The 14,642-nt window shown below is 73.4% G+C and carries 11 protein-coding genes; 5 read left to right on the top strand and 6 right to left on the bottom strand.

Features of this window, described 5'->3' with window-relative positions; translation table 11 throughout:
* Positions 1-5: 5 nt before the first annotated feature.
* Positions 6-1,139, bottom strand: coding sequence for a cytochrome D1 domain-containing protein (locus SVTN_RS05995; protein ID WP_159026427.1), 1,134 nt, complete (start codon positions 1,137-1,139; stop codon positions 6-8).
* A 298-nt stretch (positions 1,140-1,437) separates the two neighbouring features.
* Here SVTN_RS05995 and SVTN_RS05990 point away from each other — a divergent pair, with 298 nt between their 5' ends.
* Complete coding sequence (locus SVTN_RS05990; protein WP_078908227.1) at positions 1,438-3,219, top strand: purple acid phosphatase family protein; 1,782 nt, start codon at positions 1,438-1,440, stop codon at positions 3,217-3,219.
* On the opposite strand, the gene SVTN_RS05985 is transcribed toward SVTN_RS05990, so the two are convergent.
* Genes SVTN_RS05985 through SVTN_RS45375 form a run of 5 tightly spaced genes read right to left on the bottom strand, consistent with a single transcriptional unit; the run spans position 3,161 to position 11,361 of the window.
* Positions 3,161-4,390: an endo-1,3-alpha-glucanase family glycosylhydrolase gene (locus SVTN_RS05985; RefSeq protein ID WP_159026426.1), complete on the bottom strand. Its 1,230-nt coding sequence runs from the start codon at positions 4,388-4,390 to the stop codon at positions 3,161-3,163. The two genes, SVTN_RS05990 and SVTN_RS05985, sit on opposite strands and share 59 nt — an antisense overlap.
* Positions 4,387-5,601, bottom strand: a complete 1,215-nt coding sequence (locus tag SVTN_RS05980) for a hypothetical protein (RefSeq protein ID WP_041128112.1) — start codon at positions 5,599-5,601, stop codon at positions 4,387-4,389. Before SVTN_RS05980 ends, SVTN_RS05985 begins: the two co-directional genes overlap by 4 nt.
* Positions 5,598-7,040: an alkaline phosphatase family protein gene (locus SVTN_RS05975; protein WP_041128111.1), complete on the bottom strand. Its 1,443-nt coding sequence runs from the start codon at positions 7,038-7,040 to the stop codon at positions 5,598-5,600. Before SVTN_RS05975 ends, SVTN_RS05980 begins: the two co-directional genes overlap by 4 nt.
* Positions 7,037-8,689, bottom strand: a complete 1,653-nt coding sequence (locus SVTN_RS05970; RefSeq protein WP_041128110.1) for an ArnT family glycosyltransferase — start codon at positions 8,687-8,689, stop codon at positions 7,037-7,039. The genes SVTN_RS05975 and SVTN_RS05970 overlap by 4 nt, the downstream gene beginning before the upstream one ends.
* Entirely contained in the window at positions 8,686-11,361 is a 2,676-nt protein-coding gene (locus SVTN_RS45375) for a glycosyltransferase (RefSeq protein ID WP_052498999.1), read from the bottom strand. The genes SVTN_RS05970 and SVTN_RS45375 overlap by 4 nt, the downstream gene beginning before the upstream one ends.
* A 187-nt stretch (positions 11,362-11,548) precedes the next feature.
* Between SVTN_RS45375 and SVTN_RS05960 the strand changes: the two genes are divergently transcribed.
* From SVTN_RS05960 to fabG, 4 genes are all read left to right on the top strand, one after another.
* Positions 11,549-12,304 carry a TetR/AcrR family transcriptional regulator gene (locus SVTN_RS05960; protein ID WP_078908225.1) on the top strand — a complete coding sequence of 252 codons (756 nt, stop codon included), beginning with the start codon at positions 11,549-11,551 and terminating at the stop codon, positions 12,302-12,304.
* A gap of 161 nt (positions 12,305-12,465) precedes the next feature.
* On the top strand, positions 12,466-13,311 hold the full coding sequence (locus SVTN_RS05955; protein WP_041128109.1) for a HipA family kinase: 846 nt from the start codon (positions 12,466-12,468) through the stop codon (positions 13,309-13,311).
* Entirely contained in the window at positions 13,308-13,691 is a 384-nt protein-coding gene (locus SVTN_RS05950; RefSeq protein WP_041128108.1) for a DUF3037 domain-containing protein, read from the top strand. Before SVTN_RS05955 ends, SVTN_RS05950 begins: the two co-directional genes overlap by 4 nt.
* Positions 13,692-13,870: 179 nt before the next feature.
* Positions 13,871-14,632 (top strand): 3-oxoacyl-ACP reductase FabG, encoded by a 762-nt coding sequence (fabG, locus tag SVTN_RS05945; protein WP_041128107.1) that lies wholly within the window; start codon positions 13,871-13,873, stop codon positions 14,630-14,632.
* The last annotated feature ends 10 nt before the right edge of the window (positions 14,633-14,642 follow it).

Raw genomic sequence — 14,642 nt, 5'->3', positions numbered from 1 at the left:
GACCGTCAGCGCGTGGTCGCCTGCTTCTGGCCCGTCTTCCAGTGGACGCGCCGGCCGGCACCCACCCGCGGGGACACCGGCTCCGGTTCGACCTCGGCGGCCACGCTCATCGGTCCGGAGCCGACCGTCGTCGAGCCCATGACCCGGTCGGTCTCGGTGTCGACGTACACCGCGGAACGCGAACCGAGCCCGGTGGCGACGTACAGCTGCCGCCCCCCGTAGCCCAGCGCGAGGCCCTCCGAGCCGCCGGGAACGCGGAAGGTGCGCGCCACGACGCCGATCTCGGTGTCGATGACCGACACCTTGTCGTTGCCGAAGCCGGAGGTCACGTACACCGACGTGCCGTCGGGCGCCACGGCCAGCGACTCCGCGCCCGCCTCGATCGGCACGGCGTCGAGGACGGTGGCCGCGCGGGTGTCGAGGACGGACACGTAGTCGGTGCCGTTGCCCGTGCTCACGTACGCCAGGGCGCCGTCCGGGCTGACGGCCACGTCGTAGGCGGCGGTGCCGGTGCCCAGCGGCACGGTCGCCGCGACCCGGCCGGGGAAGGCGTCGATCACCGACACGCTGCCGGACAGCAGGTTGGCGACGTAGACACGGCGCCCGTCGGGGGAGACCGCCACGCCCTTGGGGAAGGTGCCGACCCGCAGCGTGCGCACGACCCGGTCGGCGCGGGTGTCGATGACCGAGACGGTGCCGGAGTCCGCGTTGGTGACATAGGCGCGTCGGCCGTCGCGGCTGACCGCGACCCCCTCGGGCCGGTCGCCGACCCGGATCGTGCGGATCACCCTGGCCCGGACGGTGTCGATGACGCTGACGGTACGAGAGCCGCTGCCGCCGGTCACATAGGCGCGGTGCCGCTGCCGGGAGACGCCCACGTCGGCCGCGCCGGACGGCACGGCCACCGTGTGGGTGACGGTCCGGTCGTCGGTGTCGAGGAACGACACGGTCCTGGCGGTGGCGTTGGCCACGTAGGCGCGGTCGGACGCCGACGTGTCGTCCTGCTGCCGCGGCGCCGGAGCCGCGGCCGTGGCGGGCACGGCGGCCGTCGAGGCGGCGACGGCCGCCGCGGCCAGTACCGCGCGGAGCCGGCCGACGAACCGACGGCGGGTGCCTTCCTGCGAGTCACGTGCCGGCACGGGGGGCCTCCAGGGGGCGGCGATCGGGCGACCCCCGGCACGGTCGCGGGAGCGCATGGGTCCTGCCCCTTCTTCCCGCACCGGGCCGGAGGAGAGGCGGAAGGACACGCGTTGTCGCCCGACCGGCCGATACCGCGGGCCCCGATCGAGTGAACGCGGCGGCGCGGAGGCCACGGTCCGGCCGCGCTGGCCCGTCCAGGCCCCCGGTCGCGCTTAGGTTCCCGACGGTGCCTCCGTCCACCCGTCTCCCGGCCGGCGCTTCCGACCGGCCGCAGCGGAGGCTGAAAGGACCCGTGCCATGCCTGTGTTCGCATCCGCCGGACGACGCCGAGGTCTCCACCTCGCGGGCGCCGCAGTGGCGCTCGGTGCCCTGTCGGCGGCCCTCGGCCCCACCCCCGCACACGCCGACCTGCCCGGCGCCTCGCCGGTCCTCACCCGGGCCCCGTACCTCACGGACCTGACGCCCACTTCCCTCCGGGTGACCTGGGCGACCTCCACCCGCAGCCGGCAGACCGTGAAGTACGGGCCGCTCGGCAACTGCACGGCCAACTCCGTCACGGCCGCCACCCTCGGCACCACCATGACCGTCAACGGGGTCACCGAGTACAGCAACTCGGTGACCGTGCCGAACCTCAGCCCCGACACCCCGTACTGCTACCGGGTCTTCACCGGGGACGCCACGCCCATCGACCTGCTCGGCACCAACCCCTCGCCCACGTTCACCACGATGGTGCCGGACGGTTCGCCGACGCCCTTCACGTTCGCGGTGCTCGGCGACTGGGGCGACACCACCAGCAACGGAGTCAACAGCGGCGCCGTCAACGAGGACCAGGCCAACGTACTGTCCCGGCTGGCTGCCAGCGGCGCCCGCTTCGCGCTGTCCACCGGCGACGTGGCCTACCCCAGCGGAAGCCCGACCAACTACGGCGACCTCCAGCAGTCCGGCGTCAACATCAGCGGGGTCTTCGCGCCGGAGTACTACGCCGCGCCCGGCCAGAAGCTGCCGATGTTCTCCATCAACGGCAACCACGGCCGCACCGCCACACTCCTGCTGACCTGGCCGCAGCCCGCCGTCACCGCGGCCTCGAACGGCGTCTACTCCCAGGTCAGCTACCCGTCGTTCTTCGGCAGCACCCCGGCGACCTACCCGACGACGTACTACGCCTTCAGCAGCGGCGGCGTCCGGTTCTACATGCTCGACGCGTCCTGGAGCGACGGCAACACCGGCACCGCCGACGGGAACAACTGCGAGGGCACCGACCACTGCGCCATCTACCAGGTGGACGCCGCCGCCCACTGGGCGACCACCTCGGCCGAGTACCAGTGGCTCCAGCAGGACCTCGCCGCGCACCCGGGCGGCGTCAAGGTGGCCGCCTTCCACTTCCCGCTGCGCTCCGACGACCCGACCGAGCCGGACGACGAGTACCTGAAGAACAACCCGGGCAGCACCGACACCCTGGAGCAGCTGCTCCACGACAACGGCGTGAACCTGGTCTTCAACGGCCACGCGCACATCTACCAGCGCAACGTCGCCCCGCCCGGCGGCGTGCCGAGCTACGTGACCGGCGGCGCCGGCGCCAAGCTCAGCTCGGTCGGCGGCCACGGCTGCGACCCGACGGACGCGTACGCCCTCGGCTGGTCCTACAGCTCCAACGTGGGCAAGCGCTGCCCCTCCTCCGTGCCGATCCCCGCCGCCGACGCCAATGTGCACCACTTCCTGCTGGTCTCGGTCAACGGCTCGACGCTGACGGTCACGCCGACGGACTCCCTCGGCAACGTCTTCGACGCGCAGACCTACGACTTCGCCGCCGACGGCACCGCGCCGTCCGCGCCGTCCCCGCTGACGGTGACCCGTCCCGCCTCCACCACCATGAAGCTGATGTGGGGCGCGTCCACCGACGACCGGCAGCTCGCCGCGTACGACGTCTACCGCGACGGGACGTACATGGCGACCGTCCCGCAGGAGGTGCTCACCTTCAGCGACAAGACGGCCGTGTGCCCGGCCTCGTACACCTACGAGGTCAGGGCGCGCGATCTGGCCGGGAACACCGCGGCGACGTCGACCCCGGTGACCTGCTGACCTCTTGGCCGGGGCCCGCTTCCCGCTCCTCGACGGGGGCGGGCCCGCTCCTCCGGGAGGCGCGCAGGCGGCGCACAGCGAACGGGGTGATCAGCAGCATGGGGGCGACCAGGCCGGCGAACGCCCAGTAGGCGCGGGAGGGGCCCGACCCGGCGACGGACCGGCCGGGGACGTCCCCGGACCCGCCGGGGTCGCTCCGGGACGTGACGGTCGCCTGGACGCCCCGCAGGTCGCGCAGCACCTGCAGGTAGCGGTCCCCGTGGTCGTGGGAGGGCTCGACGTGGGTGTTCTCGGAGAACTCGTTCCAGCTGATCAGCCCGACGGCGTCCGGCGAGGAGCGGAGCGCGGCGGTGTACTCGGCGCTCAGCGTCGCACCGTCCCGGCGGGGGACGGGCTTGGTGCCGCCGACGAGCTGTGCGTCGAAACCGGGCGCGCAGGGGGCGATCCAGATCTTGTGGTCGGCGTGCACGGCCCGTGCCATCTCCTGGAGCTTGTCGGCGTAGCCGGGGGTGGTCTCGGGGTCGGCCGAGGACCAGTAGTAGGCGTCGCCGTCGGTGACGTCCGCGATCCGCCGGTAACCGTCGACGTTCTTCTCGGTGGCCAGGACCCGCAGTTCGCCGCGGACGGCGGAGGTGACGCGGGCGACGTCGTCGTGCGTGTAGCTCCAGGTGCCGCTCCAGACGGTCAGCGGGCGGCCGGCGACGCGCAGCAGGGCGGGGCTGGCGGCGAACTGGTCGCGGAAGTACCGGAAGTCGGCGGCGACCTGGGCGACGGGCAGCGGGCGGCGGTGGAAGTCCAGGCTCTGGTAGATCATGGCGACCTTGAAGTTCCTGGCCTCGGCGGCGTCGACGAGCTTGCGCAGCCGCCGGTCGTTCACGGCGCCCTGCTTCCATCCGACGATGAACCCGTCGATCCCCGCGGACTTGGCCTCGGTGATCTGGCGGTCGATCACCTGGGTGTCGTCGCTCGAGTACGGGCCCGCCAGCGGCAGGTCGGTCTTGGCCCGCTGCCACGAACCGGCGTTGAACCACTGGTAGTAGTAGGCGAGCAGCGGCGGACGGGTGGCGTCGCCGGCGACGGACGCGGCGGCGGGCCGGGGGCCGGACGATGCGGCACTGACGCCCGGCCAGCACAGGACGAGCGCGGCGAGCAGGGCCCAGAGCCGTCTCATCGGGCCGCCCCGGGGCACGAGGCGTGGGGCGCCTTCTCCTCTCCCCCCGGCCGCTCGGGCTCCGGCGGTGGCACCGCCGCTTCCGGTGGTACGGGCGCTTCCGGTGGTACGGGCTCACGCGGCTCGACGGGCTCCCGCACCGCCCCGCTCCCGGGTGCCGGGCCCGCGGCGGTGCGACGGGTCCGGCGCCGGAGCCGGATCGCGATCGGTATCCCGACGAGCAGCAGCCCGGTCCCGGCGAGGACGAGCAGGTCGCTGCGGCTGACCACGGTCACGTCGGCCGTGACGGACTGGGACAGCTGTATCTCCCGGGGGCTCGTGCTGCCGCCGGGGGCCTTGACCTCGACGGTGTACCGGCCGCGCGGCAGATGGGTCAGGACGGCGGTGTGGTCCGGTCCGAGGGTCACCGTCGTGGCCTTCCCGTCGGGGCCGGTGACGGTGGCCCTGTCGCCCGTGGCGGAGCCGAACAGCGCGTCGTGGGCGGTGACGGTCAGGTCGTGGAAGGCGCCGGTGAACGTCAGGTGCCGGTCGGGGCCGGGCCGGAAGCCCTGCCGTCCGGCGTCGGCGAGCTCGGCGCCGTCGTAGACGAGGCTCCGCAGGGTGTAGTCGACCGGAACGGGTGTCAGGCGGCTGTTGCGGTAGACGGGCACGATCCCGTTCAGCCAGGTGGTGCCGGACACGGACAGGTCGGTGGTGCGCGCGTCGGAGCCCTTGACCTTCACCGCGGAGATCAGGGACGGGTCGAGGGGCGTGCCGTGCTGGTCGGTGAAGGAGGCGGTCACCGGGTACTGCACGGTGAACCCGGCCGTGACGGTGTAGTCGGCGCGCAGCGGCAGCCCGTCGACGCGGCTGCGGAACGTCTGGTCCGGGTCGCGCTGCCCGGCCCAGCGGGTGAAGTGGTAGCGGGCGCCCGGGGTGTCGACGGAGGTGTCGAGCAGCCGCAGCGACTGGCGGTCCGCGGTGCGGGCGCCGGTGTACGAGGCGGTGCCGTCGGAGCCCGTGACGAGAGAGGTGCCGGCGAAGACCAGCCGGACCCCGGGCACCGCCGGAACCGTGCGGAAGGTGACGGTGACCGTCGGGGCGGCGCGGTGCGGGCCGGTGGCGCCGGCGGACGCCCCGGTGGCTGCGGCCGGCCAGGCGAAGGCGAGCAGCAGCGCCGTGAGCAGGGCGAGGACGGCGACCGCGTGACGGCGTGCGGTACGGCGGTTCACGGCCGGCTCCCCTCCGGCGCGCGGGGCCGCTCCGAGGAGCCTTCCGGCGAGGTCGGCGAGGTCGGCGAGGTCGGCGCGGTCGGTGCCGACGGGCCCGTCGGAGTCGACGGCGCCGCGGCGCGCCTGCGGGCGGCGAGCAGGGCGGTGCCGGCGACGAGCAGCGCGGCTCCGCCGAGCACGCCGCCGTAGATCCCGTACACGACGGTCGCGTTCACCGGCCGCACGACGGGCCGCGCGGTGGGGACGGCGAACACCTCGGGGGGCCGCGGTGCGGCGGAGAAGTCGAAGGCGGCGGCGAGGCTGGCGGCGGTGGTGTCCCGTCCGCCGAGCGGCGCCAGCTTCCAGTTGTCCTCGATGAAGCGCAGTGCCGACGAGGAGTCGAGCACCCGGTGGTCGATGTGCCCGGCCGGCGCGTAGGCGCTGATCAGGACGGCCGGGACGCGCAGCCCGCGCGGACCGTCGGCGACGGCCGGCGGGGCCACGTGGTCGTACCAGCCGCCGGAGCCGTCGTGGCTCCACAGCAGGGCCGAGCTGTCCCAGTACGGGCTGAGGGCCAGCTGGGTGGCCAGCGAGCGGATGAGCTTCTGGCCGGGCGCGATGGACCGCGCGGAGCGCTCGGAGGAGCCGGAGCTGGCGATGTAGGCCACCGACGGCAGGGTGCCGTTGTCGAGGTCGCGGTAGTACTGGTCCAGGTCCACGATGTGGGAGGCGAGGGCGGGGTCGTCGATGAAGCGGGCGTGGCCGAGCAGCGGGACGCGTACCGGCTGGGTGGCGCCGACCGCCCGGAAGTTCTCGGCGGGCCGGTAGTCCTCGACGTAGAACTTCCAGCTGACCCCCGCCTGCTGGAGCCGGTCGAAGATGGTGGCGCGGTCGGCCGCCGGCGGGGCGGCTCCCGCGACCCAGTAGGAGCGTTCGGCGGGGGTGCCGTAGGGGACGGAGGAGAAGAACTTGTCGAAGAGCACGTAGCGGCCGGCGGCGGCCCAGTCGAACGGCAGGTCCCGGGCGTCGTAGTGGCCCATGACGGTCGTGCCGTCCCTGCCCTGCCGGGTGTACGCGGACACGAAGCCGTCCATGCGCCCGCCGTTGATCTGCTGGGTGATGATGCTCCGGTTCGGGGAGAGCGGGGCGGGGGCCGCGGCGTGCAGGGAGTAGGGACGTACGCAGTCGGAGGCGGGGCCGCCGACGGTGCGCGGCTGGCAGGCGCCGGAGGGAATGCCGTCGGCTCCGGGGTACGTGCCGAAGTAGTTGTCGAAGGTCCGGGGGCCCTGCATCAGGTAGATGAAGTGCTGGACGGGGGTGGTCGCGCGGTGCTCGGCGGTGGTGCCGCCGCCCGGGTCGGGGCGGGCGCCGGTTCCGGTGGCGGCCGTTGCCGTGGTGGGGCCGAGCAGGAGTGCCGCGCCGGTCAGCGCCGTCAGCAGACGGACGGTCAGCGGCTTCATGACACACGCACCTTGTAGATGACGATGACCGGAGTGGGCGTGGGGTCGGTGGAGGAGGCGGGGACCCGTACGGCGGAGCTGTAGACGGCCGCGCCGTGGTACTTGTCGACCAGCTGCCGGATCTTCGCGCCGTAGAACGGGGCGCGGTGGGCGGTGTAGGAGTCCCAGACGAGGTACTGGAACTCGCCGTCGCGCAGCGAGCGGTCGGGGTTGGGCACCGGCATGTACGAGGGGTTGCGGTAGAGCCGGTTGACGCTCACCGACAGCGCCGATACGGGTCTGCCTCCGTAGAACTGGAGCACATTGGCGACCGAGGGGCCGGCGGCGAGCAGCCGTGCCCCGCCGGGCACGTGCTCGCGCACCCACTGGCCCGCCTCGCGGCCGCCCGGCAGGCCGCCGGAACCGGCCAGGAACGAGCCCTTCGGAGCGGCGGTGATGCGGGCGGCGGACGGGAGGGCGAGGGACAGGGCGACGGCGAGCGCGACGAGGACGGCGCCGGCGGCGGCCAGCCGACGGGTCGGTACCCGCAGCCGGCCGGTCCGCATCCGGAGCCCGGCGAGGGCGCCCAGCGTGCGGCCGGCGAGCACGGCGAGCGGCGGCGCGATCGGCAGCAGGTAGGGGAAGCCCTTGACGGGCCACAGGGTGAAGAACAGCACGGGCGCGGCGATCCAGCACAGCAGCAGGCCCTCGCGCCAGCCGTTGCGGCGGCGCAGCCAGACGAGGCCGACCACGGCGGCCGCGAGGACGGCCCAGCCGATGACCTGCGGCACCGTCACGGCGTAGAAGCCCATCGGATGGTTGGCACGCCGGAACAGCTGCCACTGCAGGTAGTTCTGCCCGGTGCCGCGGTGGCCCGCGACCCACGTCGCGAGCGGGAAGGCGGCGACGACGAGGGCGAGGAGGCCGGTGGCGAGAACGGCGTCCCGCCACCGCATCCGTACCGAACGGCTGAGGACGAAGAAGACGTACAGGCCGCAGACGAGCACGAGCGCCGTCTCCTTGGAGAGCGCGGCGGCCCCCAGCGACCCCGCGGCGGCGAGCAGCCAGGGGAGCCCGTCGCGGCCCGCCTGCACGTACCGTACGACGCAGTACAGCGCCAGCGTGGCGAACAGCGTCATCAGCCCGTCGAGCAGCACCTGACGGGTCACCACCACGTGGTACGGCATGATGGCGAGCAGCAGCGCGGCGGCGAGCCCCGCGGCGTGCCCGTAGAGCCTGCGGGCCAGCAGGTACGTGACGGCGACGGTCACGACGCCGACGCCGGCCGCGACCGCGCGGGCCGTGAACTCGTCGGTGCCGCCGCGCAGGAAGAGCGACACGAAGCCGGTGAACAGCACGGGGTGGGCGCGGAAGACGGGGAACACCGGCTGCATGGCCGGGTCGCCGGCCAGGGAGGCGGCGGTGCCGGTGTAGACGGCCTCGTCGCTGTTGAAGCCGATCCGGGTGAGCTGCCAGAACCGCAGGAAGGCGGCCAGGGCGAGGACGGCGGTGAGCGGCAGGGCGGTGAGCAGGACCCACTCGGCGGTGGGACGCCGGTGCGGGCGGGCCGGGGCGCCGGTCGTTCCCGGGGGTCCGGTGGCGGTCCGCGTGGAGGTGTCGGCGCCGGGTCCGGCCGTCGCGTCCTCGGCGGAGTACGGGGGACGGCTCATGACGTCCTCCCACCGGGGCCGTCCACGCGGGAGGCGCCGGAGTCGGTCGGAACGGTGGTGTAGGGGGGCAGGGTGCCGGAGCGTACGGGCGGGGACGGTTCGCTCTCCGGGGTCTCCGGCTCCCAGTGCGGCCACGGATGCCCTTCGGCCCCGGGGACCGGGTGGCCGTTGACCGCCGTCCGGTCCGCGGCGAGGAGCCGGGGTATCTCGTCGGCCCAGCCGAAGCGGTCGGAGGCCAGGACGCGGGTGCGCACGCCGGAGAGGAAGCCGGCCAGGACGTCCCGCTCGCGGCTGCGCAGCTGGGCGTGGTCGAGCCCGTCGACGGTGATGGCGGGGGCGAAGTACCGGAACGGCGGGAAGCCGTAGGCGTCCTCGGTGTTGACGAGCAGCCGGCTGACGGTCTCCTCGTGCCCGAGGTCGCTCAGACGGGGCTCGCCGCGCTCGATGACGAAGAGTTCGGTCACCTTGATCGCGCTGCTCAGCCGGCAGGACACGAGCCGGTCGACGGCGTACTTCGGCGGGGGCACGAGGATCTGCGTAACCGCGTTGATGCCCATGATGGGCAGGTTGTGGCGGGCCAGGGTGAAGGCGAAGGAGCGGCCCTCCTTGGAGTGCAGGCGGCTCTGCCGCTGCAGCCGGCGCCATTCGTGGGGGGTCAGGTCGTCGGAGCGCACGGCGTGCAGGGTGTGCGCGCTGATGGTGAGCGGCTTGGGGAAGCACAGGGCGTTGCCGGTGGCGTCGACGACGGTCATGTCGTCGGACAGGAACCGCCCGTCGTGTTCGCTGAGGAGCCGCAGGACGGTGGACGTCTTGCCGGTGTCGGTGAGCGCGGAGAGCATCACGCCGGTGCCGCCCAGCTCGACGCACGCGGAGTGCAGGAGCATCCGGTCGCGGGAGACGAGCACGAAGCGCAGCAGCGCCTCCAGGACGTTCGTGTAGACGACGTGCGGGGAGCGGGCGAGCAGCGGGCTGACGAGGACGGCGATGGGGGCGCCGATGTCGACGCGGAAGTTGGCGCCGAACCGGCCGAGCTGCTCCTCGTACTGCACGGTGGTGGGCTGCGGTGCGCCGCGGCCGGGGATCTCGGTCATGACCGCGCGGTGGCGCGGGAACCGGCGGCCGACGTCGCCGACGCGGACGGTGATGTCACAGGCGTCCGGCGGCACCCACTGGGCGCGGAAGAACTCCAGCTCGGGCAGGCGTATCTGGGAGCCGATGGTGACGGTGCCGGCGATGTCGTAGCGGTAGGTCAGGTAGCGGGGGCGCTTGGGGTGGGCCGGGGAGGCCGTGGGGGGTGCGGGCGGGGCCGTGGGCGTCGTGGCGGTGCCTGCGGCGGCGGGAGCGGGGGAGGGGGCGGGGGCGGCTCCGGGGGAGGGGGTCACGGTTCCGGGGACGGCGGAGCCCGGGGCGACGAGCACGCGCACGGGGTCGCGGCGGGTTCCCTCGCCATGGTGACCGCGGTAGATGAGCAGGTCGCTGAAGAGGAAGCGGACCACGAAGAGCACCACGAGGCTGAGGACGTTGGCGGTGAGCAGCCCGATCCCGGCGAGGACGAGCAGCTGGAGGAGGGGCAGCCGGCCGAGCAGCAGCAGGTTGTTCAGGGCGAGGAAGGCGAGACCGCGGGCGACGGCAGCGCGCCTGCCGCCGCCCCGGCCGCCTCGGTAGACCAGCGTTTCGAGGAGGGCCCAGTTCCACAGGGACGACACCTGGGTGGCGAGCGTGGCGCCGAGGAGCTGATGGAGTCCCACCACGGAGTGGAAGAACCACAGGGCGGCGGTGTTGACGGCGATGCCGCTGAGGCCGACGAGCCCGAAGGCCAGGAACCGCGCGGTGGGGCCGAGGCCGGGGTGGTCGGATGACGCGTGGTGACCCGTGTCGCCGCGGTGCGCGCCGCCGGGGTGGGGCCGGCGCAGCCGGGCCAGGTGCCGCAGGAACCGCAGCCCTTCGCGCAGCGAGGCCTTGGAGGTGCCGGCCGCGCGGGGCGCGAACCGGTAGGAGACCTCGGCCACGCGTGCGCCCGGGTGTCTGACGAGCACTTCGAGGAGGACCTTGAAGCCGAGGGGGCTGAGCCGGTCCAGGTCGATCGCGGCGACACGGAAGGCGAAGAGCCCGCTCATGGGGTCGCTGACGCCGGCGAGACGGCGGGGGAAGACCGTCTTGGCGAGCACCGTGCTGCCGCGGGAGACGAGCCGGCGGGTGGGGCCGTCGAGCCCGTCGCCGGTCGATCCGGACCCGGCATAGCGGGTGCCGACCACGATGTCGACGCCGTGCCCCAGGGCGGTACGGGCGAGGGCGGCGGCGGCCTGCGGAGGGTGCTGGAGGTCGGCGTCCATGACCAGGGCCCATTCGCCCCGGGCATGACGTGCGCCCGCGAGGACGGCACCCGCCAGGCCGCCCTCGCGGGCCCCCTTCTCCCGGTGGATCATGCGGACCGGCAGCCGACAGCCGGGTGCGTGCCGCGCGGCCGTCTCCGGTGTGTCGTCGTCGCTGTCGTCGACGAACAGGATCTCGACGGGCAGCCCGTCGAAGGCCGGTTCCAGGGCGCGCAGCAGCAGCGGCACGGATTCGCGCTCGTTGCGCGTCGGGACGACGAGGGTGAGACGGGGCCGGACGAGCGGGTGCGGGTCGTTCAGCTCGGAGCACTCGGTGCGGGGGATGCGGTTGCCGTCCATGTCAGCGGCCTCCAAGGAGGACGGTGCAGGCGTGCTGTCGTCGTACGTCTACGTTTTAAACATACATATTGCGCCGCTGTGTCATGCCTGTCAATAAATGTCTACTTATGGTGTAAATGTATGGCTTCAGGGCATTCAGATATAGTCGGGAGGAGTCGCCCCGCGACGTCGAGCCCGGAGGCACGCCATGGTCAGCAGCACCCAGCCGGACCGCAGGAAGGTGGACATCGGCCACCCCACCGAGCGCCGCCGCGGCCGCCGCCGGCTGAGCCGTGAGCGCGTGCTCGCCGCGGCCCTCGACGTGGTGGACCACGAGGGCCTGTCCGCACTGAGCATGCGGCGGGTCGCCGCGGAGCTCGACGTCGAGGCGATGGCGCTGTACCGCTACGCACCCAGCAAGGACGCGCTCCTGGACGGACTCGTCGAGCAGCTCTACACCGAACTGGACGAGGACCTTGCGCGCGAGGAGCCCGCCCCCCGCGGCCAGGCGCCCGACCTGCCCGAATGGCGCGCCGAACTCCTCCGCGGCGCCTGCGCCCTGTACCGGATCTCCCTCGCCCACCCGCACGTCGTGCCGCTGCTCGCCACCCGACTGCTCGCCGTACCGCTGGCCCGGCGCCCGCTCGCGGTGCTGCAGGCCCACGAGCGGGTGCTGGCGCAGCTCGACCGCGCCGGGCTCGACGAACAGGGCGTCGTCACCGCCTACCGGGCGGTCACCGCATGGGTGCTCGGCTACATCTTCAGCGACCTGCGGGCCATGGTCGACAACCCCGACGAACCCGATCCGGCGTTCCGCCTCGGCCTGCACCTGATGCCGGCCCGCGAGCTTCCCCGGCTGCGCGAGACCGCGCCCTCCCTGGCCGAGAAGGGCGGCTACCAGGAGCTGACCGACGGGCTCGACGCGCTGCTCGACCGCATCCTGGCCGCGTCCGCCGCACGCTGACGGAGCACGCCTACGGACGTCGTGCCGCGCCGATACGGGGTGCGCGTACGGACGTCGTGCCGCGACGGTACGGAGTGCGCCTACGGACGTCGTGCCGCGACGATGCGGAGCGGCGCACGAACGCCGTGCCGCGACGATCACGACGCCGATACCCTGGGCGGATGCTTACAGAGGTGACAGCGACCCGCTACGTCACGCCCTTGCGTGAAGGCGGCTCGCTCCCCGGGATCGTCGAGGCCGACGACCTCGGCACGTACGTCATGAAATTCACCGGCGCGGGCCAGGGCCGCAAGACCCTGGTCGCCGAGGTCATCTGCGGGCAGCTCGCCCGCCGGCTCGGCCTGCGGGTGCCGGAGCTCGTCACCATCCAGCTCGACCCGGTCATCGGGCTCTCCGAGCCCGACCAGGAGGTGCAGGAGCTGCTCAAGGCGAGCGGCGGGCTCAACCTGGGCATGGACTTCCTGCCCGGCGCGCTGGGCTTCGACCCGCTCGCGTACGAGGTCGACCCGAAGGAGGCCGGGAAGGTCGTCTGGTTCGACGCGGTCATCAACAACGTCGACCGGTCCTGGCGCAACCCGAACATGCTCGTCTGGCACGGCGACCTGTGGCTCATCGACCACGGCGCCACCATGATCTGGCACCACAACTGGCCGGGTGCCCAGGCCTCCGCCGCCAAGCCGTACGACGCCTCCGACCACGCGCTCGCCCCCTTCGGCCCGGACATCGCCGCCGCGGCCGCCGAGCTCGCCCCGCTCGTCACCCGCGAGCTCCTGGAGGAGGTCGCCGCCGACGTCCCCGACGAGTGGCTCGTCGACGAGCCCGGCTTCGACGGCACGGACGAGGTGCGCGCCGCCTACGTCTCCGCGCTGCTGCCGCGCGCCGCCACCATCCACGAGCGGATCACGCTCGGACCGCGCACCGAGGGCCGGCCGCAGCAGCCGCCCGGCTGGCTCGCCGAGCGACTCGCGCCCCGGAAGCACTCCACCGAGAAGGACAGCACGACGTGACCGACCGCGATGTCTTCGAGTACGCGCTGCTGCGCGTCGTGCCGCGGGTGGAGCGCGGCGAGTGCTTCAACGCGGGAGTGGTCGTCTACTGCCGCGCCCGGTCCTTCGTGGCCGCCCGTACGCACCTGGACGAGGCCAAGCTGACGGTGCTCGACCCGGCGGCCGACGTGACCGGCGTACGGGCCGCGCTGCGCGCCGTCGAGGGGGTCTGCCTGGGCGGCGACGCGGCGGGTCAGGCCGCGCGCGACGACGCGGGACGGCGCTTCCGCTGGCTGATCGCGCCGCGCTCCACGGTGGTGCAGCCGGGGCCCGTCCACACGGGTCTGACGACCGACCCGGAAGCCGAGGTGGAACGGCTGCTCGACCTGCTCGTGCGGTGAGTGACCGAGGAGTGACCGAGGAGTGACCTGGTGCACCCGGTGGGCCGTTGACACCGGGTGCCAGGGCTTCTAGCGTCTCGTCTGCGGACGATACTAAGCGGTCGCTCATGTGCGGGACGCAGGAGCGGCCACCGGTTCGACCGCGACCAGGGACGATCCAAGGGCGAGGAGAACCAAGCATGTCCACCACCGAGCAGCGCGTAGCCGTCGTCACGGGTGCCGCACGGGGTATCGGCGCGGCCACCGCGCTCCGCCTGGCGGCCGAGGGCCGCGCCGTCGCCGTACTCGACCTCGACGAGGCGGCCTGCAAGGACACCGTCGAGAAGATCACCGCCGCGGGCGGCACCGCTCTCGCGGTCGGCTGCGACGTCTCGGACGGCGCGCAGGTGGAGGCCGCCGTCGCGCGGATCGCCGCCGAGCTCGGCGCGCCGACGATCCTCGTCAACAACGCGGGCGTGCTCCGCGACAACCTGCTCTTCAAGATGTCCGAGTCCGACTGGGACCTCGTCATGAACGTCCACCTCAAGGGCGCCTTCCTGATGGCGAAGGCGTGCCAGAAGCACATGGTGGACGCCGGCTTCGGCCGTATCGTCTCCCTCTCCTCCTCCTCGGCGCTCGGCAACCGCGGCCAGGCCAACTACTCGGCCGTCAAGGCGGGTCTGCAGGGCTTCACCAAGACCCTCGCCAAGGAGCTCGGCAAGTTCGGCATCACCGCCAACGCCGTCGCCCCGGGCTTCATCGTCACCGAGATGACCGCGCAGACCGCCGAGCGCGTCGGCATGGGCTTCGAGGGGTTCCAGGCGGCCGCCGCCTCCATGATCCCGGTGCAGCGGGTCGGCCGCCCCGAGGACGTCGCCAACGCGATCGCGTTCTTCACGGGCGACGACGCCGGCTTCGTCTCCGGCCAGGTCATGTACGTGGCCGGCGGCCCGCTCAACTGACGACCGGCGG

It is taken from the genome of Streptomyces vietnamensis (assembly GCF_000830005.1).
Classification (GTDB): domain Bacteria; phylum Actinomycetota; class Actinomycetes; order Streptomycetales; family Streptomycetaceae; genus Streptomyces; species Streptomyces vietnamensis.
Note: the sequence above shows the minus strand (reverse complement) of the source record. Positions and strands in the feature narration are given on the sequence as shown.

Excerpts from the sequence above, each read along its gene's own strand:
- SVTN_RS05970 (WP_041128110.1), bottom strand. The coding sequence starts at position 8,689 with ATGAGCCGTCCCCCGTACTCCGCCGAGGACGCGACGGCCGGACCCGGC.
- SVTN_RS05985 (WP_159026426.1), bottom strand. The coding sequence starts at position 4,390 with ATGAGACGGCTCTGGGCCCTGCTCGCCGCGCTCGTCCTGTGCTGGCCG.
- SVTN_RS45375 (WP_052498999.1), bottom strand. The coding sequence starts at position 11,361 with ATGGACGGCAACCGCATCCCCCGCACCGAGTGCTCCGAGCTGAACGAC.
- SVTN_RS05955 (WP_041128109.1), top strand. The coding sequence starts at position 12,466 with ATGCTTACAGAGGTGACAGCGACCCGCTACGTCACGCCCTTGCGTGAA.
- SVTN_RS05975 (WP_041128111.1), bottom strand. The coding sequence starts at position 7,040 with ATGAAGCCGCTGACCGTCCGTCTGCTGACGGCGCTGACCGGCGCGGCA.
- fabG (WP_041128107.1), top strand. The coding sequence starts at position 13,871 with ATGTCCACCACCGAGCAGCGCGTAGCCGTCGTCACGGGTGCCGCACGG.
- SVTN_RS05960 (WP_078908225.1), top strand. The coding sequence starts at position 11,549 with ATGGTCAGCAGCACCCAGCCGGACCGCAGGAAGGTGGACATCGGCCAC.
- SVTN_RS05990 (WP_078908227.1), top strand. The coding sequence starts at position 1,438 with ATGCCTGTGTTCGCATCCGCCGGACGACGCCGAGGTCTCCACCTCGCG.